Genomic DNA, 18,867 nt, shown 5'->3' with positions numbered 1-18,867 from the left:
CGCCGCCGCCGTCGCCCGACCCAACCCCATAACCGCCAGAGGACAAACCCCCAAACTCAGATCCCGTCGCCATGACCCGCAACACTCCACACGCAACGGCCGGCGCGGCTGTTCCGCGCGCGGACACTTCGGACACGTGAATCAGGAACCGGGCTGTTCAAGACACCTTGCAGGCGTCCAGCGGGAGGCGCAATCTGCCCCAAAACGGAACATAATTCAAGCGCGAGCCTCCGCACGCGCGGGATGCGGCCCTGCGCAAGGCGCGCATTGGCCCCGGACGTTTGCCCAGCTAGCCTTTCCCATCCGCGCCAACGCGCTGCAACGGAGACACGTCCCATGACAGACCGCCCCCATCCGCGTCTCAACGCCTGGTGCTCCCTGCCCGACGCGCTGTCGGCCGAGATCCTTGCCAAGGCCGGCTTCGACAGCGTGACAGTCGACATGCAGCACGGCCTGCACGACTTCTCCGGCGCGCTGGAAAGCTTTCGCGCCATCGCGCTGCACGGAGCGCTGCCTTTCGTGCGGGTGCCATGGAACGAGCCGGGCCTGATCATGCGCGTGCTGGACGCGGGCGCGGTGGGCGTCATCTGCCCGATGATCTCGACACCGGAGGACGCCGCCCGCTTCGCCGGCGCCTGTCTCTACCCGCCGCGCGGCTACCGCTCCTACGGCCCCGTTCGCGCTGGCATGATGCACGAGGGCTACGTCCCGCGCGCCCACGAGATCGTGCTGAGCTTCGGCATGGTCGAGACGCGCGAGGGCTTCGACCGCGTGGAGGAGATCGTCGCGACGCCCGGCCTAACGGGCATCTATATCGGTCCCTCCGATCTCTCGCTCGCCTTTGGTGAGGAGCCCCGCCAGGATCGGCTGGAGCCGGAGTTCCTCGCCCGCGTCGACCGTATCCGTGAGGCCGCGCACGCGGCGGGAAAGCTGTGCGGCATCCACGCCGCGACCCCCGACTATGCCCGCCAGATGCAGGCGCGCGGCTTCGACCTCGTGACGCCCGCTGGCGATGCAACGCTTCTGGCCACGGGCGCGGCCGCTGCGCTCAAGGTCGCGCGCGGAGAGGCCTGAGCCCGGAAGGCCTCGGCCCACGAAAAAGGGGCGCCCCGGAGGGCGCCCCTGGTCGGTCCGGCCCGAGGACCGGACGCGATCAGGCCGTGCGGCGGCGATACGCCATCACGCCGATGCCCGTCAGGCCGAAGAACAGAAGGCCCGCAAGCGAGGGCTCGGACACGCCCGTGCCCGGCTGGCAGGCCGGATCGTTCGGGTTCAGGTCGCAGAAGTCCAGGATCTCCTGCAGCTTCGACGCCGCAAACGCCTGCACGAAGGCGTCGACCTCGTCCGGATCGTTGGAACCGAACTTGTTGAGGTCGTAGATGTTGCCGTTGTGCGCCGCGATCAGGCCGCTGTAGGAGCTGATCGTGGAGCCGCCGGACAGTACCCCGTTCAGCAGCGCGTTGACCGACGTCAGCAATGCATCGAGGTTGGTCGCATTCACCGCGACGCCGCCAATGCTGCCGCGCGCGACAGTATCCCCGTTCGAGGGCTCGTCCGTGAGGATGATGATGTTCTTCACCGCATTGGTACGGTACGAGAGCGTCGGCGACTGGCTATCCAGCCCGTTGACCGCGAACGCGATCGCCGTGTAGCCCGGCTCCGTCCCGCCATTGGTCAGCAGGCCTTGCGCGGCCGTACCGAAATCGGTCGGGTTGGTGAAGTCGGTGATCAGCCGCGGGGCGACGCCGCTGCTGCCGTAGCCCACCAGCGCGTAGCGCGCATCCACGCCACCGCCCGACAGGATCGACGCGAATGCGCCGATGTTGTTGCGCAGGTTCGCCTGCACGCTGCCCATGCTGCCCGACTCGTCCACGACGAACACGATGTCCGACGAGACGACGACGGCTTGCGCCGGTGCTGCCGCCGCGACCGCGAACGGCAATGCCAGCATCATGCGCCGAAGCGCAGTCTTGAACGTCATTGATGCCTCCATCCCAGTTGCCGGGGCCTGGTACGCGCCCCGGATCAAAAACGCGCTGGGGAGTATCCCGCCACCCCAACAACGCAACGGAATAGAGGCAACCTTCATGCCACGTTAACCATTTCCGTTAGCTAATTGAAAACCATATGAAATATTCAACCATCCACAACCCTCCGCGTATTGGCTCCTTTACACCGTTAAATATTCTGACTCCTGATTTTGTAAGCAACAAGACACCCCGAACCGCATGCCAAATGTTTTAATTATTTCATGTTTTCTTCTTCAGGTTGTTTTCTTTATCATTTTCACACGCATTAGGGCCCTTGATCTTCATCAAGGAAATCCACCCTCGGGACAGCTAGAAGCGAAGCCATGACCAGCTCGCCCACACCTGTCCTTCTGCGCTATGCGGGCCTCGAGGTGCCGCGTTACACGAGCTATCCGACCGCGCCGCGCTTCACGGAAAGCATAGGCGACGCGCGGTACCGCGGATGGCTGGCCGCGCTCGACACGACGGCGCCCCTGTCGCTCTACCTGCACATTCCATGGTGCCGGGAGCTGTGCTGGTACTGCGGCTGCCACACCTCGGTCGCGCGCGACATGGCGCGGGTCGAATCCTATGTGGACGACCTCCTGGCCGAGATCGACCTGGTTGCAGGCGCGATGCCGGCGCGCATGCCGGTTGCGCATGTCCATTTCGGTGGCGGCACGCCGACATTGCTGTCGCCCGACCTCTTCCTGTGCATCATGGAACGGCTCAACGCGCGCTTCGACGTCGCGGCGGATGCCGAGATCGCGGTCGAGGGCGACCCGCGCACGCTCACCCAGCCGCTGGTAGATGCGCTGGCGGCGGGCGGCGTCACGCGGGTGAGCCTCGGCGTGCAGGAGCTGAGCGCGCGCGTCCAGGTCGCCATCAACCGCGTGCAGCCGCTGGAAACGGTGGAGGCTGCGGTCGCCATGCTGCGCGGTGCGGGCATCGGCGCGCTCAACATCGACCTCATGTATGGCCTGCCGCATCAGAGCGTGACCGACGTGCGGGCGACCGCGCTGGCCGTGTCCTCGCTTGCGCCGGACCGCGTGTCGGTGTTCGGCTATGCCCATGTCCCCTGGTTCAAGAAGCACCAGCGCGTCATCGACGACGCCGCCCTGCCGCAGCTTGCCGAACGCTGGGCGCAGGCGGAAGCCGCGGCCGAAGTGCTGACCGAGCGCGGTGGCCTCGTCGAGATCGGCATCGACCATTTCGCCCGCGCCCACGATCCGCTTGCCCGTCTTCAGCGGGAGGGGCGTCTGAAGCGCAACTTCCAGGGCTATACCGCCGACACGGCGTCGACCCTGATCGGCTTCGGCGTCTCGTCCATCGGCGCGCTGCCCTCTGCCTTCGTCCAGAACGCGCGCGAGATCCGGCCCTGGCGCGAGGCGATCGGCGAACGCCGCCTGCCCGTGGTGCGCGGGGTGGAGCTGACCGCCGACGACCGGCTGCGCGCGGCGGTGATCGAGCGGATCATGTGCGATTTCGCCGCCGACGTGGGCGCGGTGTGCGCCGCGCAAGGCTTTGCGCCCGAAACGCTCGATCCGGAGATCGGCAAGCTCGCCCCGCTCGTGCAGGACGGCCTTGCCGTGGTCGAGGGGCGCACGGTGCGCGTGCCGCAGGATGCCCGCAGGCTTGCGCGCGTGGTCGCGGCGGGCTTCGACGCCTATTGGCAGCCGTCGCCCGCGCCGCGCCACTCCGTCGCCGTCTGACGCCGCGCGCGTTAGCGCGCCTGGGCGTGATACTCCGGGTTCGGCTGCATGTCGGTTGCCGCGGCCATGCGGTTCGTCATGTTGAAAAAGGACGCAACCGCCGCGATGTCCCAGATGTCGCGCTCGCTGAAGCCTGCATCGCGCAAGGCCTGCCGGTCCGCCTCGACGATGTCGTAGGGCCGCTCCGTCATCTTCCACGCGAAGTCGAGCATGGCGCGCTGGCGCGGCGAGAGATCCGCTGCGCGGTAGTTCATACCCATCAGTTCGCCGAGCGCCGGGTCGCCCGAGAGCTGCCGCACCGCCGCACCGTGCGCGGTCAGGCAGTAGAAGCAGTGGTTCACGCTGGAGACCACGACCGCGATCATCTCGCGTTCGAGCTTCGAAAGCCCCGACTCGCCCAGCATCAGGTCGTTGTAGAAGGCGCTGAAGACGTCGAGCTTGGCCGTGTCGAAGGAATAGGCGCGGAGCACGTTCGGCACCATGCCGAGCTTTTCCTGGCAGATGTTGAAGAACTTCGCCGTCCGCTCCGGCAGATCCTTCGTCTCCGGCAGCGGAATGTCGAGGGCGATCACGTGACCGGGCTGCGCGCTCTTGGCTGTCATCGGGGCATCTCCTTGGATCGGGTTCGTGTGATTGGCCGTTCTCAGCGGCTGGTGAGCAGGTTTCCGGTACGCCACGGCAGGGGCTCGGCCCCCGCCACCTTGGCGATGGGCTGGCCGGGGCGAACGAGCTTTTCCAGCTTGCGTGCGAACAGCACGCCGCCGGTGCGCGCAACGATGGGCGTGCGCGGTGCGTGCGCGTCCTCCACGTCGACGATCTCGCCCAGCGTCTGGCCCTTCTCCACCCGGTCGCCGACCGCCACGGTCCAGACGGCGACACCCGGCACCTCCGCCGCGATCATGTCGACGCCGTCGAGCGGGGTGGCCTCCGCCAGCAGCGGCGGAACGGGACCGGCCTCACCCGTCAGGAAGCCGCGGCGCGTGAGGACGCGCAGGATCGCCTCGGCATCGCCCAGCGCCGTCGCGTCGTCGACGTCCGGACCGCCGCGAAGCTCGACCGTTGCCGACAGGCAGGCGTTGGGGATCGCCTTGTCCGGAAAGCGCTGCGCCAGTTCCCACCAGATCGTCGAGCACGCCTCGTCGAACGGATTGCCGCCCGAAGTCTCCGCCAGCAGGTGCGCATGGGATTTCAGGTCGCCCGCCAGGTCGCACGCATCGGGCCACAGCGGCGTGCCGAGGTAGAGATGCAGCACGGCTTCGGAATCGCAATGCAGGTCGAGGACGAGGTCCGCCACGCCCGCCTCGAGGAACAGCGCCCGCTTCAGCGCCTGGTCCTCCCGCGACGCCGGCAGCGCAAGCGTCGCCGCCCGGATCGCGCCCCGGATCGCGGCAACGTTGGCGTCCGGGTCGGTCCCCAGCCGGTCCGCGACCGCGCCCGCCACCGTCTCCGTCAGCGCCGGCCAGCCGCGATTGAAATTCTCACCCGATTCCGCGTGGTAGCGGCCGAGGTGCACGTCGGCCAGGTGCTGGTCGAGGCCGATCGGGTTGGCGAACGGCACGACCACGATCTCGCCCGCGATGCGCGCCTCCTCCGCCGCGCGGTCCAGCAGGCGGACGAGGTGATGCGCGACCAGCAGGCCCGGCGTCTCGTCGGCATGGAGCGAGGCCTGGATATAGGCGCGCCGCGCCAGCCCCCCGCCCCAGCGGTGGAGCGTCACCTGGCGCCGCGTGCCCGCGCTGACCACGGGCAGCTCGATATGCTCGGTGATGCGTGTCATTCAAGCCGTCTCCCGTCGCACGCCCCCGCCGATTGACCGGCACCGCCTCGCCCGCCATCGTGGCGGGAGCAAGGCCGGCCGCCAAGATAGGGGAGATGGGGGCAGATGAGCTACCGCGCATTCCGGGTCGACACCGCAGATCAGGTCGCCCACGTCCGCATGATGCGGCCGGAAAAGGCGAACGCCCTCGACGCCGACATGTGGCGCGAACTTCCCGAAATCGTCGACAGCCTCGACGCCGGAGGCACCGTGCGCGCCATGGTGCTGTCGGGCGAGGGCAGGCATTTCTGCTCGGGCATCGACCTCACGGCTCTGTCCTCGCTCGGCGGGCTGCGCGGCGGCGGGGACGAGGCGCGCGGGGCGGCAGCCATGCGCGACCTCGTGCTGGCGCTTCAGGACAGCTTCACCGCGTTCGAGAGGGCGCGCTTCCCCGTCATCGCGACGATCCATGGCGCCTGCCTCGGCGGCGGCATCGACATGATCACGGCTTGCGACATCCGGCTCGCCTCCGCCGACGCGGTCTTCGGCGTGGAGGAGGTGAACATCGCCCTCGCCGCCGACGTCGGCACGCTGCAGCGCCTGCCGCGCATCGTGCCGCCCGGGATCGCGCACGACTGGTGCCTGACGGGCCGCCGCTTCGGCGCGGAGGAGGCCGCGCGCTGGGGCCTCGTCAGCGAGGTTCTGCCCGACGCCGAGGCCCTCCACGCCCGCGCGCTCGACCTGGCGAAGGAGCTTGCGGCGAAATCCCCGCTCGCGGTCTGGGGAACGAAGAAGATGCTGCTGCACGCCCGCGACCACACGGTCGCCGAGGGGCTGCGCGAAGTGGCGAACTGGAGCGCGGCGTCCCTCTCCCCGCCGGAGATCATGGAGGCCGCCGCCGCCCGCGCCGAGAAGCGCCCCGGCCGCTTCGCCGACCTGCCGCCGCGCCGCAAGGGGCTGTGAGGTCGCCCCGCCCTTCAGACCGGGTCAGAGAAGGGTGGCGTGGTGTGCAGGATCTTCCAGATGCCCTGCGCGGTCATCAGCGTGCGCTTCTCGGTATAGAGACGGCCCTCGACGAACACCACGTCGCGCGTCTCGCGCACCACTTCCGCCGTACCCTGGATGCGGTCGCCCAGCTTTCCGGCGGCGAGGAAGTTGCAGTCGAGGTTGATCGTCGCGCAGGCCTTACGGCCGATCTTCTCGAACACCGTCACGCCCAGCGTCACGTCCGCCATGGACATCAGCACGCCGCCGTGGACGACGCCGCCCATGTTCATGTGGCGGTCCTCGATGTCGAGGATGAAGTGCAGCGTGCCGTCCTCGCGCTTGCGCACGAACACCGGCCCGCCGTGCACGTTGAAGCCTCTCGGCGCGGTCAGCTCATAGCCTTCCGGCACAACGATCTCCGTCATCTGGCATCCCCCCGGGCGGTTCCCTGCGCGCTGCCCCTCGCGGGGGCGCGCCCGTCTCGATCTGGCCGACTGGGTAGCCGCTCGGCACCGCCGCGACAAGTGCGAAGCCTCAATACCCGCCCAGCGTTCCCGTCACGACGATGACAAGGCCGGAGGCGCTCTCCGGCGGGGAATCCGCCACTTCGACGCCCAGATGGCTCAGCAGGTCGCGCACCTGGCGGACGCGCGCCATCTCCAGCGTCAGGCCCGAGCCGTCGTCCTCGTGCAGCACGACGACAGGTCCGCCGTGATCGCGCACCCGCGCGGCAAAGAGGGAGAGCACGCGCACGCCCGCCGGAGGTACTTCCGCGCTGCCCGGCGCGAACCCGACGATGGCCGCCGGGCCCGTGCCGCTGATATGCGCCTCGCCGACCGGCTGGATCGCCGCAGGGCGGTTCGGCATCCCCGCAACGCCGGCGGGCGGTTCGGCCGCATACGCGCCCGCCGCCAGCGCGCCTGTCAGCGCAAGTGCCAGCGCCGCCGAAAGCCTGCCCATCCTCACGCCACGCAACCGCATGACCACCTTGACGCTCCCGTCTGACCCGCCTGCCGGGGCCGGACCGCGACACTGCCCCCGCAGCGCGGTTGAAGCGTGAAGCTCCCGTGGCGAGACTGTGGCAAACGTTTCGCCCGAGCGGTCACCGTGGCTTGCCCTTAACCATCCCTTGGCGCATGGTCTGGCAAAGTCCGGCCAGACGCTGTTGCAAGAACGGACCGCACCATGGCGAAGATCTACCCTGTCATCCTGTCCGGGGGCTCGGGCACCCGGCTCTGGCCCGTCTCGCGCGCGAGCTATCCCAAGCAGCTCCAGCGCCTCGTTTCGGACCGGAGCATGCTGCAGGAGACCGTGCTGCGCCTCGACGCTGCCACCTGCGCCGCGCCGCTGGTTGTCTGCAACGAGGAGCACCGCTTCCTCATCGCGGCCCAGCTTCAGGAGATCGGCGTCGCGCCGCTGGCCATCGCGCTGGAGCCCGTGGGCCGCAACACCGCGCCCGCGGCGGCCGTCGCCGCCCATCTCGTGGCCGCGCAAGACCCCGACGGCGTCCTTCTGCTGCTGCCCGCCGACCATCACATCCGCGACACGGACGCCTTCCGCGCCGCCGTGGCGCGTGCCGGCGACCTCGCCGCGCAGGGCCATCTCGTCACCTTCGGCATCGCACCGGAGCGGGCGGAAACCGGCTATGGCTATATCGAGCGGGGGGAGAGCCTCGCCGACGGCGTCTGGCGCGTCGCCCGCTTCGTGGAGAAGCCGGACGCCGCGACCGCCGAACGCTACCTCGCCGACGGCGGCTATTCGTGGAACAGCGGGATGTTCGCCTTTTCCGCCCGCGCCTGGCTGGAGGAGCTTGGCCGCCTCGCGCCCGAAATGGCGCGTGCGACCGCCGAGGCGGTCGAGAAGCGCCAGGCCGACCTCGACTTCCTGCGTCTCGACAAGGCGGCCTTCGCCGCCTGCCCGTCCGATTCCATCGACTACGCGGTCATGGAGAAGACCGACAAGGCCGTCGTCCTGCCCGTCGACCTCGGTTGGAGCGACATCGGTTCCTGGTCGGCGCTCTGGGACGTCGGCGACCGCGACGGCGCGGGCAACCGGGTACAGGGCGACGTGCTGGCGCTCGACACGGAGAACAGCTTGCTGCGCAGCGACGGTCCCCTCGTCGCCGCCGTGGGGGTGAGGGATCTCGTGGTCGTCGCCACCCCCGACGCCGTGATGATCGCCCCGCGAGAGCGCGCGCAGGACGTGAAATCCCTCGTCGACGCGCTGAAGGCGCAAGGCCGGCCGGAGTTCGCCACGCACGAGCGTGTGCTGCGCCCCTGGGGCTGGTACGAGACGATCGACGCCGGCGACCGCTTTCAGGTGAAGCACCTGATGGTGAAGCCGGGCGCCAGCCTGTCGCTGCAGATGCACCACCACCGGGCGGAACACTGGATCGTCGTGCGCGGCACGGCCAAGGTGACGCGCGGGACCGAGGAAGTGCTTCTGACCGAGAACCAGTCGACCTATATTCCCATCGGCATGACGCACCGGCTGGAGAATCCCGGCCGGGTGGACCTGTCGCTGATCGAGGTTCAGTCGGGCAGTTACCTGGGGGAGGACGACATCGTGCGGTTCGAGGACATCTATGCGCGCACGACCGACACCCCCGCAGCGTCCGTGACGCCCCGCCTCTTCAAGTCATCGGGCAACGGGGCAGCAGGTGACCCAGGCAAGGGCTGACCGCACGCGCATCACGGACGAGTTCGAGGTTCCGCCCCATCCCTCGGCCCACCGCCGCACCGCGCTGACCCGGCTGCGGCACCGGATGGAGTATGCCGCTGCCTGGACCGCGCACCAGGTTATCGGCGCCCTGCCCTATGACCGTGCGGCGCGTGGCTGCGGCCGCCTGATGGCATGGCTCGGCCCCCGGCTCGGTGCGCATCGTCGTGCGCTGGACACGCTGGCGCTGGTCTGGCCCGACCGCCCGGCGGCAGAGCGCGAAAAGATCGCCCGCGGCGTCTGGGACAACCTCGGCCAGGTCGCGGCCGACCTCGCCCACCTCCGTGCCCTGGAAGAAGAGCCCGCGCGCGTGCGCGTCGAGGGAACCGACGTGCTCGACCGCATCGCGGCGGACAGCAAGGGCGCGATCTTCGTCTCCGCGCACCTCGCCTGCTGGGAGGCGATCCGCGTCGCCGCCCGCCGGCAAGGCATCAACCCCTCGATGGTCTACCGCGCCTTCAACAACCCGCTGGTGGATGCGCATACCTGGCGCGTCCTCTCGGGCACCGGCGGCGGCCTCTTTCACAAGGGGCACGCCGGCGCGCGTGGCATCTTCCGGCACCTGAGGGGCGGCGGCAGCGTGCTGATGCTGGTCGACCAGCGCCTCAACACAGGGGTGGAGATCGACTTCTTCGGGCGCCCGGTGCGCGCGCCCGGCGCTGCCGCGGAACTTTCGCTGCGTCTCGGCATCCCGATGGTGCCTGTACGCGCGATCCGGCTGGCGCCTGGTCATTTCCGCGTGTGCGTGGAGCCGCCGCTGACGCTTGCCCCCGGGCTCGATCCGCGCGACCCGCATGCGCCCGCGGCCCTCGTGCAGCAGGTACATCGCCGCTTCGAGGCATGGATCGCGGAGCATCCGGATCAATGGTTCTGGCTGCACCGGCGCTGGACCGGGAACGTGCTGAGCAGCCCCGGCGCGCCCCGGGAGGGAGGGTCTGCCGCGCCGGCTACTGATTGATTGCCGCAGAGCAGGACACGAAGCCCTTGACCGCTCCATCGTCGCCCCGCAGCGGCAGGATGAGGACCCGGTACACGACCCAGTTGCCCGTGGTGCATAGCACGTGGCGTTCGGAGAACCGCGGCTTCCGCGTTTTCGCGCAATCGAGATAGTTGGCCTCGATCACCTTGTAGTCGCGGGCGTTGTAGATCTCGTCGACGTAATGCCCCTTCAGCTCCCACCCCTGCTCTGCACACAACGCCGTGCCGGCGAGGCGGATCTTGAAGCGGACCGGGTCTTCGCTCATCTCGACCAGGATGACCCGCGGCAGAAGCCCGCGCGGGATCGAGAACGGGCTGACCTCCTTCCAGTGCGGCAGGTCGTCGCCCTTGTTCCACCAGGCGTACATTTCCCGCAGCAATGGTGTGCTGTCGAGCTCGTCCAGCGAGAGCTCGAGGTGCTGCGCGATGTCCTGCATGGCGCTGAATGACATGCCATCCCTACCCTTCGACCGGCGCTGCCAGATCGTCCGTCCGCGCCGAACCGCTTTCTCCCAATAAAATTAAATTCCTGAGTATTAATGTAGGATTAAGATTAAGAGCTGAGTTTTTAGGCATTTAGCACTTTCTTTACACCTCTGGACGCACCCTGAAAGCCGTCTTTCAGGCGCTGCGGATCGGGGAATTTCATGAGCGAACGCAACATTCCGGCGCAATTCACTTCCGCCGGACAGGGACATCTGAGTGGCTTCGCACGAGAAAAGCATCCGTTCTCCCGCTACACGCTCGACCATCCGGGGCTCGAATGTCTGGCCCGCGCCTGGCGCGCGGCGCGCGCGGACGAGCGCATGCCGACGCTTGGCGACATGACCGACAGCCTCGATGTCTGCTCCCGTTCCGGCGTGAACATGCACCTGGTCGAGATCGGGCGCGATTTCGCCGTACATGACGTGCACGGCCATCTGCCGGGCAGCGCGGGCCGCGTGCGCCCCTGGGGGGACGGCGGCGCGCAATTGCGCATCAAGCAGGACCTGATCGCGGTGGCCTTTACCGGTGCGCCGCTCTGCCAGACCGTGCGGATCGAGATGGACGGCGCGGTGCGCAGCTACGATCAGATCGCGCTACCGCTGTCGGCGGACGGCGCATCGGTTACCGCCGTGCTGATCGCGTCGGACGGCCGGGTCCACTGAAGCTCGGCTGACGCAGCATGGGCGCCGCGCCCGATCCACCGGCCGTCGTCCGTCAGGCCGGGCACAGGGACCGGCGCCTGCGCATGGCGCGGCAGGGCGCGGATGGCGTCGAGCGATTCAGCCCGGTCGATCCAGCACATCCAGAGGTCGACCACCTTCTCGATCGGCGGCCAGTAGCCCTTCAGGCAATGCACTGCGCGCGGGTAGCCGTATGAGATACCCCAGACGTCGGTTTTCCAGATCCCTTCGAGGATCAGGCCGGTGTGCACCGTGGTACCGTAGTTGCGCATGTGGATCGATCGGCTGAGATATGACAGGAAGGTGGCGATGCCCTTTTTCCGCCAGTCCTTGTCGATCCACATGGAGCCCGAGTGGCTGACCACACCGCCGATCGTGACCGGCAGTTCGTCGAACGCCACGCCCTCCATGTAGGGATCCGGTCCGGGCACGCCGGTCCAGAGCTCCGCGCGCCGGATATGCGTTTCCATGAAATCCGGCGTCTCGAACACCCGGTCGGCGTGCGAGGCGACGACCTTGCCGTCCTGGTCCTCCAGCCGCAGCCAGAAGGCGTCGACAACGCCCTTGTGGGCGATGTCGGGATGGAAGGTCGGATTGACGAAGAACGACCCCTGCGACTCCATGAACCTGCGCAGTTCTGCAAAATCCCGCTCGATGATCAGGTTCAGGTTCAACTCGGCGAGGCGCTCGACGATGCCGTCGATACTCGCCTGTATCAGCGCGCCTTCCGTCGTGTCCACGGCTGTCTCCCCCATTCCCCGAGAACGCAAACCTGCCTTGACGCTACCTCTCGCCGCAGCCCTTTGCCACTGATTTTAATAAAACTTTAGCCACAACCCCAACCTCGCGCAGACACGCGGGGCGCATTAACCATGCAAGTACGGATCGCCGAACGCCGTTTGCGCGGGCGACGGACCGCACTGGCCGCCGCCGCGCGGACGGGCTAGTCTCTGACGCCATGACGGCCTTGCTCAGCTTTCTGCATTTCGTCGGCCTCGCGGCCGGGATCGGCCTGGGCTTCGCGAGCCTGCTGACCGGCATGGCGGCGGCACGCGCCGATGGCGAAGGGCGCGTCGCACTCCGCCGCCTGATGCCGCGTCTGGCCAACGGATCGCTGGCGGGCCTCGCCTTGTTGTGGGCGAGCGGCACGCTTCTGGTCTGGTCCGGTCAGTGGCAGGGCCTGCTGGCCGCACCCGTCTTCCAGATGAAGCTGGCAGCCGTCGTCGTCCTGACCGCCGTCGCGGTCCGCGCGACCGTCTATCGCGTCGGGCGGTCCCGCGCGGGCACCCCGCCAGACCCAGCACGGATGCGGCGCTATGGCATGGCGATGCAAGGCGCGGCGCTGGCCGCGGTCCTTCTCGCGGTCATCCAGTTCTCGTGAGGCGCAAGCATCTGGCCAGAGCCGCGCAAATCGCGCATTCTCCCGCTGAATCGCCATCGTCCGCCTTGCGAGAGTAGCTTCATGACCGGCCAATGCCCGATCTGCCTGTCGCGCGAAAGCGCGCAGGTCTCCGACACCGACCGTCACGGAAAGCCTCTCGCCACGCTGCTGTGTGCCTCCTGCGGTCATGTCTACAACTGGCCGGTCCCGTCGGCGGAGGAGCTGGCGGCCTTCTACGCCGACGCCTACCGCGTCGACTACAAGGGCAAGGTGCGCCCCCGGATGCGCCAGGTGATCCGCAATTTCGACCGCGTGAAGACCTATTTCCGGACGTGGTGGCCGGTGATCGAGGGGCGCAGGCGCGTGCTCGACATGGGCGCGGGGTCGGGGGAATTCGTGTTCTTCGCCCAGGAACTCGGTCTCGAGGCACGCGGGGTGGAGCCCAACCGTTCCTACTCGGCCTATTGCCGGGAGGTGCTCGGGATCGACGTGACCAGCGGCGGGATCGAGGACGTGGACTTCGCGCCCGGCAGTTTCGACTTCATCCGCCTCAATCATGTGCTGGAACACATGGCAGACCCGGTGGCCTCGCTGGAGCGCCTCGCATCCTGGCTGGCCGAGGATGGCGTCCTTTATGTCGAGGTGCCGGACATCGTCGGCTATGCCGCTACCAAGTCGCGCGGCAACATCTTCCACTATGGTCACATCCACAATTTCAGTGCGTGGACGCTCAGGGCCGCGGCCGGGCGCGCGGGCCTCGCCGAACTCGATACGGTGCAGGAGGCGCGCCGCGACTTCGCCGGGACCTGCTTCGTGCGCGGCCGGACCTGGGACGTGTCGGAGACGCCGAACCCCGCGAACGCCGAACGGGTGCGCCAGGCCATCGCCGCCCACTATGCCGCGTCCGCGATCGCGCCCGTGCGGCGCAAGCGTCTGGCGGACAAGGTCGCGCGCCGCTTCGCCGAATTGCGGCGCCTCGCCTCGTGCCGCACGCCGCAGGCGGCGGGACGCACGACGGTCGCGCAGTTCAGCGCCGGCGCCTGAGGGCACTGGACCCGGTCTTTCTGGACCCGGCCTTGCAGGATTTGAGGCGGGAAGGGATGGTGCCCATGGCGTGGATTGAACACGCGACCTCTCCCTTACCAAGGGAGTGCTCTACCACTGAGCTACATGGGCGCCGGGCGCGGAAAAAGGACCCCCGCGTGCGAAGCGCGGCGGAAACTGCCATACTCGCCGCGCGGGCGCAAGCGCGTATCCGGCCCTCCTGCCAATCGCGGACGTTCCCGCCGGATCGCCCGCCCGCCCGGGCAAGACAGGCAAGGGAGAGCCTCAAATGAGCGCCACCAAGGACCGTGAAGCGCGCCTTGCCGCGCAGTTGCGCGCCAACCTGCGCCGCCGCAAGGCGCAAGCCAGGCGCCTTGCCGAATCGCAGGCCGCGGCTGACACAACCGATCCCGCTGCTGCCGGCGGCGGCAAGCCCCCTTCCGGTTCGGGGGACGAGCCGCAGACGCCCCAGAGCTGAGCTGAGCTGAGCTGAGCTGAACCGAGCTGAGCCGGCCCGGCGCGCAGCTTGCCCCATCCTTGCCGCACTTCGCGCCTAGACGCCCCCTTGCGCCCGCGAGACTGTACGGGAATCGCCGGCTCGGCTATCAGGTCGCGCAGGGACCGGCACGCGGGTCCCGCAACGAGGGGGAGCATCGGCAGGCATGGACCGGATCGCGGTGCGCGGCGGGCGCACGCTTCAAGGCACCATTCACATCAGCGGGGCGAAGAACGCCGCCCTGCCGCTGATGACGGCGGGGCTCCTGTCGGAGGAGCCGCTTACGCTCACCAATGTCCCCGACCTCGCCGACATCGGCACGCTCGCCCGCGTGATGGAGGAGCTGGGGACCGGCATCGGCTTCGAACCCGACCCGGCCGCGCCCGGCAATCACGGCCGCCGCCTGACCATCGACGGCGGCAAGGTCCGCGCGCATGTCGCGCCTTACGACCTCGTACGCAAGATGCGGGCGAGCATCCTCGTCCTCGGCCCCCTGCTCGCCCGGTTCGGGCAGGCGAAGGTATCGCTGCCCGGCGGCTGCGCCATCGGCACGCGCCCCGTCGACCTGCACCTGAAGGGCATGCAGCAACTGGGCGCGGCGATCGACCTGCAGGACGGCTATGTCATTGCACGCGCGCCGAAGGGCCTCGCCGGCGCGCGCATCCGCCTGCCCTTCGTCTCCGTCGGCGCGACCGAGAACCTGCTGATGGCGGCAACGCTGGCGAAGGGCGAGACGGTGATCGAGAACGCCGCACGCGAGCCGGAGATCGCCGACCTCGCCGACTGTCTCTGCGCAATGGGCGCGCGGATCGAGGGGGCGGGCTCCTCGCGCCTCACGATCCAGGGCGTGGATGCGCTGTCGGGTGCGACGCACGCCGTCATCCCCGACCGGATCGAGGCCGGAAGCTACGCCGTCGCCGCGGGCATCACCGGGGGCGCGATCACGCTGGAGGGGGCACGTGCCGACCATCTGGGCGCGCTGATCGAGGTGCTGGACCGCATCCACATCGCCGTGGAGGAGGTGCCGGGCGGCCTGCACGTGCGCCCGAAAAACGGACGCCACGGCGGCATCGACATCGAAACGCAGCCCCATCCGGGCTTTCCGACCGACCTCCAGGCGCAGATCATGGCGCTGCTGACGGTTGCGGACGGGGCTTCCTCGATCCACGAATCGATTTTCGAGAACCGGTTCATGCACGTGCCGGAGCTGATGCGGATGGGCGCGGACATCACGCTCAAGGGCGCGGTCGCGGTCATTCGGGGCGTGCCCCGGCTGAAGGGCGCGCCCGTTATGGCGACCGACCTGCGCGCGTCGATCAGCCTCGTGCTGGCCGGCCTGGCGGCAGAGGGTGAAACCGTCGTCAACCGGGTCTATCATCTCGACCGCGGCTACGAGCGCGTGGAAGAGAAACTCGGCGCGTGCGGTGCCGATATCCGGCGCCTGTCCGACTGAGCGGGACCGCGCAAGTTTCGGGAGAAGCATCGAGGGTGACCAAGGGATCGAGGGCAGGCGGCGCACTGGCCGAAGGGCTGAAACTCATCGCACAGGACGAGGAGGACCTGATGGTCTTCTCCTCCCTTCTGCAGGACGCCTTGGTGCGCGTGGGCGACATGCGCTTCCTGCCGAGCACACGGCGTTTCGCCCTCGTGCTCAACCGCTTCGTATGGGAGGGGGAAGGCGCCGCCCGCACCCGCCGTCCCTTGCGCACCCGCACCGGTCTCCATTTCGAGAACGTGCGGAGCGCGAAGGCCAGGGGCATCCCGCTCGCCGACGAGGCGCATGTGCTGGAGCTGCTGGCCATCGTCTCCAACGAGGACGAGAGCGGTCTCTCCATCGACCTCGTCTTCGCGGGCGGCGGCCAGATCCGGCTGGAGGTCGAGACGGTCGAGGCGCAATTGCGCGACCTCACCCGGCCCTGGACGGCAAAATCGCGTCCCGCGCACGACTGATCCGCAAGGCATGGGAACGCGCCGGCGCGTGACGCCCGCGCGCCGAGCCCCTATATAGGCGGGGTTGCGCACGCCATCGAACCGGAAGCCAGCCCATGCCCGTCACGCTCGACCAGACCGCCGCCGATTTCGACGCCGCCTTCGACGCCCTCATTTCCCAGAAGCGGGAGACGGCGGCCGACGTGAACGATGCCGTGCATGCGATCCTGGAAGACGTGCGCGCCCGCGGCGACGCGGCCCTGATCGAGTATACCCAGCGCTTCGACCGGCTGGCGCTGACGCCCGACCGCCTTGCCATCGCGGCAGAGGAGGTCGACGCCGCCGTCGCCGAGGTGCCGGCGGCACAGATGGAGGCGTTGAAGGTCGCGGCGGGCCGCATCGCGGACTTCCATGCCCGGCAGAAGCCTTCCGACGACCGGTTCACCGACGCCGCGGGCGTCGTGCTGGGCCATCGCTGGACGCCAGTGTCGGCAGCGGGACTCTATGTTCCCGGCGGCACCGCGAGCTATCCGAGTTCCGTGCTGATGAACGCACTGCCCGCGCGCGTCGCGGGGGTCGAGCGCATCGTCATGGTGGTGCCCACCCCCGACGGGGTCCTGAACCCGCTGGTGCTCGCCGCCGCCCGGCTTGCCGGCGTGACCGAGATCTACCGCATCGGCGGGGCGCAGGCCGTGGGCGCGCTCGCCTATGGCACGCAGACCATCGCGCCGGTCGACAAGATCGTCGGCCCCGGCAACGCCTATGTCGCCGCCGCCAAGCGGCAGGTGTTCGGCACGGTCGGCATCGACATGGTCGCGGGACCGTCGGAAATCCTCGTCGTGGCGGACGGGCAGAACGACCCCGCCTGGATTGCGGCCGACCTCCTCTCGCAAGCCGAGCATGACACCGCCGCCCAGTCGATCCTGATCACCGACGACAAGGCCTTCGCCGCCGACGTCGCCCGCGCGGTCGAGGCGCACCTCGCCACCCTCCCCCGCACTGCCATTGCGGGCGAAAGCTGGGCGCGGCACGGCGCGATCGTCACCGTGCCCGACCTCGACGCAGCCGTCCCGCTGATCGACCGCATCGCGCCGGAGCACCTGGAACTTGCCGTCGCCGATCCGGAGGCGCTGATGGCGCGCGTGCGCAACGCGGGCGCGATCTTCCTCGGCCGCCATACGCCGGAAGCGGTGGGCGACTACATCGCCGGCCCGAACCACGTGCTTCCGACCGCGCGGTCCGCCCGCTTCGCAAGCGGGCTGTCGGTCCTCGACTTCATGAAGCGCACGACCATCGTCGGCTGCACGGCGGAGGGGCTGCGCACGCTCGCCCCGCACGCGATCCGGCTGGCGGAGGCCGAGGGGCTCGGCGCCCACGCACTCTCCCTCTCCATACGGCTGAACCTGGCGGCGGAATGAGCGAAACGGACGACATCGCACCCGCGCCGGACCCCCGGTTCCGCCTCGTCGACGTCACACTGGACGAGGCCACCGTCGGCTGGCGCAACGCGGATGTCGAGCATGAGCGCAAGGTCGCGATCTTCGACCTGCTGGACGAGAACTATTTCCGGCCCGAGGGCAGCCCCGGCGGCCCATACCTGCTGAAGCTCGCGATCCAGGACAACCGGCTGGTGTTCCACATCTCGACCGAGAGCGAGCCCGACCACGGCACGATCATCCTTGCGCTCGGCCCCTTCCGACGGATCGTGAAGGACTATTTCCTGATCTGCGAGAGCTATTTCCAGGCCATCCGCACCGCGCCCCCCTCGCAGATCGAGGCGATCGACATGGGCCGCCGCGGCCTGCACAACGAGGGGTCAGAGACACTGCGCGACCGCCTGAAGGGCAAGATCGCGGTCGACTTCCCGACCGCGCGCCGTCTCTTCACCCTCATCTGCGTCCTGCACATCAAGGGATAGGGCGCGATGAAGGGACCGCACGGTGAGGACCTGCCGGGCGCGGTCCTCTTCGCCTGCAGCCAGAACGCGATCCGCTCGCCCATGGCCGAGGCGATCATGAAGCACCTCTACGGCCGCGTGGTCTTCGTCGATTCCTGCGGCGTGCGCACGACCGATCCGGACCCCTTCATGGTCGCCACGATGGACGAGATCGGCATCGACCTCTCCTCCCATGTTCCCAAGACCTTCGACGACCTGGAAGACACGAACTACGACCTCGTGATCTCGCTGTCGCCCGAGGCCCAGCACAAGGCGGTCGACCTGACCCGCACCATGGCGGTGGAGATCGAGTACTGGCCGACCATGGATCCCTCGCTCGCCAGCGGCAACCGCGAGCAGCGGATGGAGGCCTACCGCCAGGTCCGCGACGCGCTGTTCGAGAAGATCAGAGCCCGCTTCGGGGCCAAGGCGCTCCCGCGCGTCTGAGCGGCCCTTGACCTTTATCCAACCGCGCACTTGCTTTTTGCGCCGCACGCGGCCATGTTCCGCCGCGAATAACGTGGCAAGGATTGGGAATGGCCAAAGAGGAACTGCTCGAGTTTCCGGGTGTTGTCGTGGAGCTTCTTCCGAACGCGATGTTTCGTGTTCAGCTCGAGAACGGGCACGAAGTCATCGCGCACACGGCGGGCAAGATGCGCAAGAACCGTATTCGCGTGCTCGCCGGCGACAAGGTCCAGGTCGAGATGACGCCCTATGACCTGACCAAGGGCCGGATCACCTATCGCTTCAAGTAA

The 18,867-nt window shown here is 68.6% G+C and carries 22 protein-coding genes and 1 tRNA gene; 15 read left to right on the top strand and 8 right to left on the bottom strand.

The features are described from left to right. Positions 1–336: 336 nt before the first annotated feature. Positions 337–1,074, top strand: a complete 738-nt coding sequence (locus NJQ99_RS16225) for an HpcH/HpaI aldolase family protein (protein ID WP_269333922.1) — start codon at positions 337–339, stop codon at positions 1,072–1,074. A gap of 79 nt (positions 1,075–1,153) precedes the next feature. Here NJQ99_RS16225 and NJQ99_RS16220 read toward each other — a convergent pair whose 3' ends face one another. Continuing rightward, positions 1,154–1,981, bottom strand: a complete 828-nt coding sequence (locus NJQ99_RS16220) for a VWA domain-containing protein (RefSeq protein WP_269333921.1) — start codon at positions 1,979–1,981, stop codon at positions 1,154–1,156. A 372-nt stretch (positions 1,982–2,353) separates the two neighbouring features. On the opposite strand from NJQ99_RS16220, the gene hemN reads away from it, so the two are divergent. Further along, on the top strand, positions 2,354–3,721 hold the full coding sequence (hemN, locus tag NJQ99_RS16215) for an oxygen-independent coproporphyrinogen III oxidase (protein ID WP_269333920.1): 1,368 nt from the start codon (positions 2,354–2,356) through the stop codon (positions 3,719–3,721). Positions 3,722–3,732: 11 nt separating this feature from the next. On the opposite strand, the gene NJQ99_RS16210 is transcribed toward hemN, so the two are convergent. Next, entirely contained in the window at positions 3,733–4,323 is a 591-nt protein-coding gene (locus tag NJQ99_RS16210; RefSeq protein WP_269333919.1) for a peroxidase-related enzyme, read from the bottom strand. A gap of 41 nt (positions 4,324–4,364) precedes the next feature. Then, entirely contained in the window at positions 4,365–5,498 is a 1,134-nt protein-coding gene (locus tag NJQ99_RS16205) for a succinylglutamate desuccinylase/aspartoacylase family protein (RefSeq protein WP_269333918.1), read from the bottom strand. A 105-nt stretch (positions 5,499–5,603) separates the two neighbouring features. On the opposite strand from NJQ99_RS16205, the gene NJQ99_RS16200 reads away from it, so the two are divergent. Then, the gene (locus NJQ99_RS16200) at positions 5,604–6,440 is read left to right on the top strand and encodes a crotonase/enoyl-CoA hydratase family protein (protein ID WP_269333917.1); all 837 of its coding nucleotides are present in this window, start codon (positions 5,604–5,606) and stop codon (positions 6,438–6,440) included. A gap of 14 nt (positions 6,441–6,454) precedes the next feature. Here NJQ99_RS16200 and NJQ99_RS16195 read toward each other — a convergent pair whose 3' ends face one another. Both NJQ99_RS16195 and NJQ99_RS16190 read right to left on the bottom strand, forming a co-directional pair. Next, a complete protein-coding gene (locus tag NJQ99_RS16195; protein ID WP_269333916.1) occupies positions 6,455–6,889 on the bottom strand; it encodes a PaaI family thioesterase in 435 nt (144 codons plus the stop codon). A 109-nt stretch (positions 6,890–6,998) separates the two neighbouring features. Continuing rightward, positions 6,999–7,451 (bottom strand): hypothetical protein, encoded by a 453-nt coding sequence (locus NJQ99_RS16190; RefSeq protein WP_269333915.1) that lies wholly within the window; start codon positions 7,449–7,451, stop codon positions 6,999–7,001. 198 nt (positions 7,452–7,649) lie between these two features. Here NJQ99_RS16190 and NJQ99_RS16185 point away from each other — a divergent pair, with 198 nt between their 5' ends. After that, complete coding sequence (locus NJQ99_RS16185) at positions 7,650–9,143, top strand: mannose-1-phosphate guanylyltransferase/mannose-6-phosphate isomerase (protein WP_269333914.1); 1,494 nt, start codon at positions 7,650–7,652, stop codon at positions 9,141–9,143. Further along, a complete protein-coding gene (locus NJQ99_RS16180; protein WP_269333913.1) occupies positions 9,124–10,140 on the top strand; it encodes a lysophospholipid acyltransferase family protein in 1,017 nt (338 codons plus the stop codon). Before NJQ99_RS16185 ends, NJQ99_RS16180 begins: the two co-directional genes overlap by 20 nt. On the opposite strand, the gene NJQ99_RS16175 is transcribed toward NJQ99_RS16180, so the two are convergent. Then, on the bottom strand, positions 10,130–10,612 hold the full coding sequence (locus tag NJQ99_RS16175) for a PAS domain-containing protein (RefSeq protein WP_269333912.1): 483 nt from the start codon (positions 10,610–10,612) through the stop codon (positions 10,130–10,132). The two genes, NJQ99_RS16180 and NJQ99_RS16175, sit on opposite strands and share 11 nt — an antisense overlap. Positions 10,613–10,807: 195 nt before the next feature. Here NJQ99_RS16175 and NJQ99_RS16170 point away from each other — a divergent pair, with 195 nt between their 5' ends. Next, positions 10,808–11,308 (top strand): hypothetical protein, encoded by a 501-nt coding sequence (locus NJQ99_RS16170; protein ID WP_269333911.1) that lies wholly within the window; start codon positions 10,808–10,810, stop codon positions 11,306–11,308. Here NJQ99_RS16170 and NJQ99_RS16165 read toward each other — a convergent pair. Beyond that, entirely contained in the window at positions 11,230–12,066 is an 837-nt protein-coding gene (locus NJQ99_RS16165; RefSeq protein WP_269333910.1) for a hypothetical protein, read from the bottom strand. The genes NJQ99_RS16170 and NJQ99_RS16165 overlap by 79 nt on opposite strands. A 218-nt stretch (positions 12,067–12,284) precedes the next feature. Between NJQ99_RS16165 and NJQ99_RS16160 the strand changes: the two genes are divergently transcribed. Together NJQ99_RS16160 and NJQ99_RS16155 are read left to right on the top strand one after the other, a co-directional pair. Then, positions 12,285–12,707 carry a hypothetical protein gene (locus NJQ99_RS16160; protein WP_269333909.1) on the top strand — a complete coding sequence of 141 codons (423 nt, stop codon included), beginning with the start codon at positions 12,285–12,287 and terminating at the stop codon, positions 12,705–12,707. An 81-nt stretch (positions 12,708–12,788) separates the two neighbouring features. Then, entirely contained in the window at positions 12,789–13,751 is a 963-nt protein-coding gene (locus NJQ99_RS16155; RefSeq protein ID WP_269333908.1) for a class I SAM-dependent methyltransferase, read from the top strand. 57 nt (positions 13,752–13,808) lie between these two features. On the opposite strand, the gene NJQ99_RS16150 is transcribed toward NJQ99_RS16155, so the two are convergent. Beyond that, a tRNA-Thr gene (locus NJQ99_RS16150) sits at positions 13,809–13,883 on the bottom strand. A 157-nt stretch (positions 13,884–14,040) separates the two neighbouring features. On the opposite strand from NJQ99_RS16150, the gene NJQ99_RS16145 reads away from it, so the two are divergent. The 7 genes from NJQ99_RS16145 to infA all read left to right on the top strand — a co-directional run bounded on the left by NJQ99_RS16145 (position 14,041) and on the right by infA (position 18,867). Then, on the top strand, positions 14,041–14,229 hold the full coding sequence (locus NJQ99_RS16145) for a hypothetical protein (RefSeq protein ID WP_269333907.1): 189 nt from the start codon (positions 14,041–14,043) through the stop codon (positions 14,227–14,229). Positions 14,230–14,413: 184 nt separating this feature from the next. Next, the gene (gene murA / locus NJQ99_RS16140; RefSeq protein WP_269333906.1) at positions 14,414–15,700 is read left to right on the top strand and encodes a UDP-N-acetylglucosamine 1-carboxyvinyltransferase; all 1,287 of its coding nucleotides are present in this window, start codon (positions 14,414–14,416) and stop codon (positions 15,698–15,700) included. Between the two features lie 35 nt (positions 15,701–15,735). Then, a complete protein-coding gene (locus tag NJQ99_RS16135; protein WP_269333905.1) occupies positions 15,736–16,197 on the top strand; it encodes a DUF2948 family protein in 462 nt (153 codons plus the stop codon). A 95-nt stretch (positions 16,198–16,292) separates the two neighbouring features. Then, on the top strand, positions 16,293–17,594 hold the full coding sequence (hisD, locus tag NJQ99_RS16130) for a histidinol dehydrogenase (protein WP_269333904.1): 1,302 nt from the start codon (positions 16,293–16,295) through the stop codon (positions 17,592–17,594). Beyond that, positions 17,591–18,094 carry a UPF0262 family protein gene (locus tag NJQ99_RS16125; RefSeq protein WP_269333903.1) on the top strand — a complete coding sequence of 168 codons (504 nt, stop codon included), beginning with the start codon at positions 17,591–17,593 and terminating at the stop codon, positions 18,092–18,094. Before hisD ends, NJQ99_RS16125 begins: the two co-directional genes overlap by 4 nt. Before the next feature lie 6 nt (positions 18,095–18,100). Next, entirely contained in the window at positions 18,101–18,559 is a 459-nt protein-coding gene (locus NJQ99_RS16120) for an arsenate reductase ArsC (protein ID WP_269333902.1), read from the top strand. Positions 18,560–18,648: 89 nt separating this feature from the next. Next, positions 18,649–18,867, top strand: a complete 219-nt coding sequence (infA, locus tag NJQ99_RS16115) for a translation initiation factor IF-1 (protein ID WP_269333901.1) — start codon at positions 18,649–18,651, stop codon at positions 18,865–18,867.

Source organism: Futiania mangrovi (assembly GCF_024158125.1).
Classification (GTDB): domain Bacteria; phylum Pseudomonadota; class Alphaproteobacteria; order Futianiales; family Futianiaceae; genus Futiania; species Futiania mangrovi.
The sequence above is the reverse complement of the archived record's forward strand: the minus strand, read 5'-3'. Positions and strand labels throughout refer to the sequence as shown.

Excerpts from the sequence above, each read along its gene's own strand:
- NJQ99_RS16225 (WP_269333922.1), top strand. The coding sequence starts at position 337 with ATGACAGACCGCCCCCATCCGCGTCTCAACGCCTGGTGCTCCCTGCCC.
- NJQ99_RS16220 (WP_269333921.1), bottom strand. The coding sequence starts at position 1,981 with ATGACGTTCAAGACTGCGCTTCGGCGCATGATGCTGGCATTGCCGTTC.
- hemN (WP_269333920.1), top strand. The coding sequence starts at position 2,354 with ATGACCAGCTCGCCCACACCTGTCCTTCTGCGCTATGCGGGCCTCGAG.
- NJQ99_RS16210 (WP_269333919.1), bottom strand. The coding sequence starts at position 4,323 with ATGACAGCCAAGAGCGCGCAGCCCGGTCACGTGATCGCCCTCGACATT.
- NJQ99_RS16205 (WP_269333918.1), bottom strand. The coding sequence starts at position 5,498 with ATGACACGCATCACCGAGCATATCGAGCTGCCCGTGGTCAGCGCGGGC.
- NJQ99_RS16200 (WP_269333917.1), top strand. The coding sequence starts at position 5,604 with ATGAGCTACCGCGCATTCCGGGTCGACACCGCAGATCAGGTCGCCCAC.
- NJQ99_RS16195 (WP_269333916.1), bottom strand. The coding sequence starts at position 6,889 with ATGACGGAGATCGTTGTGCCGGAAGGCTATGAGCTGACCGCGCCGAGA.
- NJQ99_RS16185 (WP_269333914.1), top strand. The coding sequence starts at position 7,650 with ATGGCGAAGATCTACCCTGTCATCCTGTCCGGGGGCTCGGGCACCCGG.
- NJQ99_RS16175 (WP_269333912.1), bottom strand. The coding sequence starts at position 10,612 with ATGTCATTCAGCGCCATGCAGGACATCGCGCAGCACCTCGAGCTCTCG.
- NJQ99_RS16170 (WP_269333911.1), top strand. The coding sequence starts at position 10,808 with ATGAGCGAACGCAACATTCCGGCGCAATTCACTTCCGCCGGACAGGGA.
- NJQ99_RS16160 (WP_269333909.1), top strand. The coding sequence starts at position 12,285 with ATGACGGCCTTGCTCAGCTTTCTGCATTTCGTCGGCCTCGCGGCCGGG.
- NJQ99_RS16155 (WP_269333908.1), top strand. The coding sequence starts at position 12,789 with ATGACCGGCCAATGCCCGATCTGCCTGTCGCGCGAAAGCGCGCAGGTC.
- NJQ99_RS16145 (WP_269333907.1), top strand. The coding sequence starts at position 14,041 with ATGAGCGCCACCAAGGACCGTGAAGCGCGCCTTGCCGCGCAGTTGCGC.
- murA (WP_269333906.1), top strand. The coding sequence starts at position 14,414 with ATGGACCGGATCGCGGTGCGCGGCGGGCGCACGCTTCAAGGCACCATT.
- hisD (WP_269333904.1), top strand. The coding sequence starts at position 16,293 with ATGCCCGTCACGCTCGACCAGACCGCCGCCGATTTCGACGCCGCCTTC.
- NJQ99_RS16125 (WP_269333903.1), top strand. The coding sequence starts at position 17,591 with ATGAGCGAAACGGACGACATCGCACCCGCGCCGGACCCCCGGTTCCGC.
- NJQ99_RS16120 (WP_269333902.1), top strand. The coding sequence starts at position 18,101 with ATGAAGGGACCGCACGGTGAGGACCTGCCGGGCGCGGTCCTCTTCGCC.
- infA (WP_269333901.1), top strand. The coding sequence starts at position 18,649 with ATGGCCAAAGAGGAACTGCTCGAGTTTCCGGGTGTTGTCGTGGAGCTT.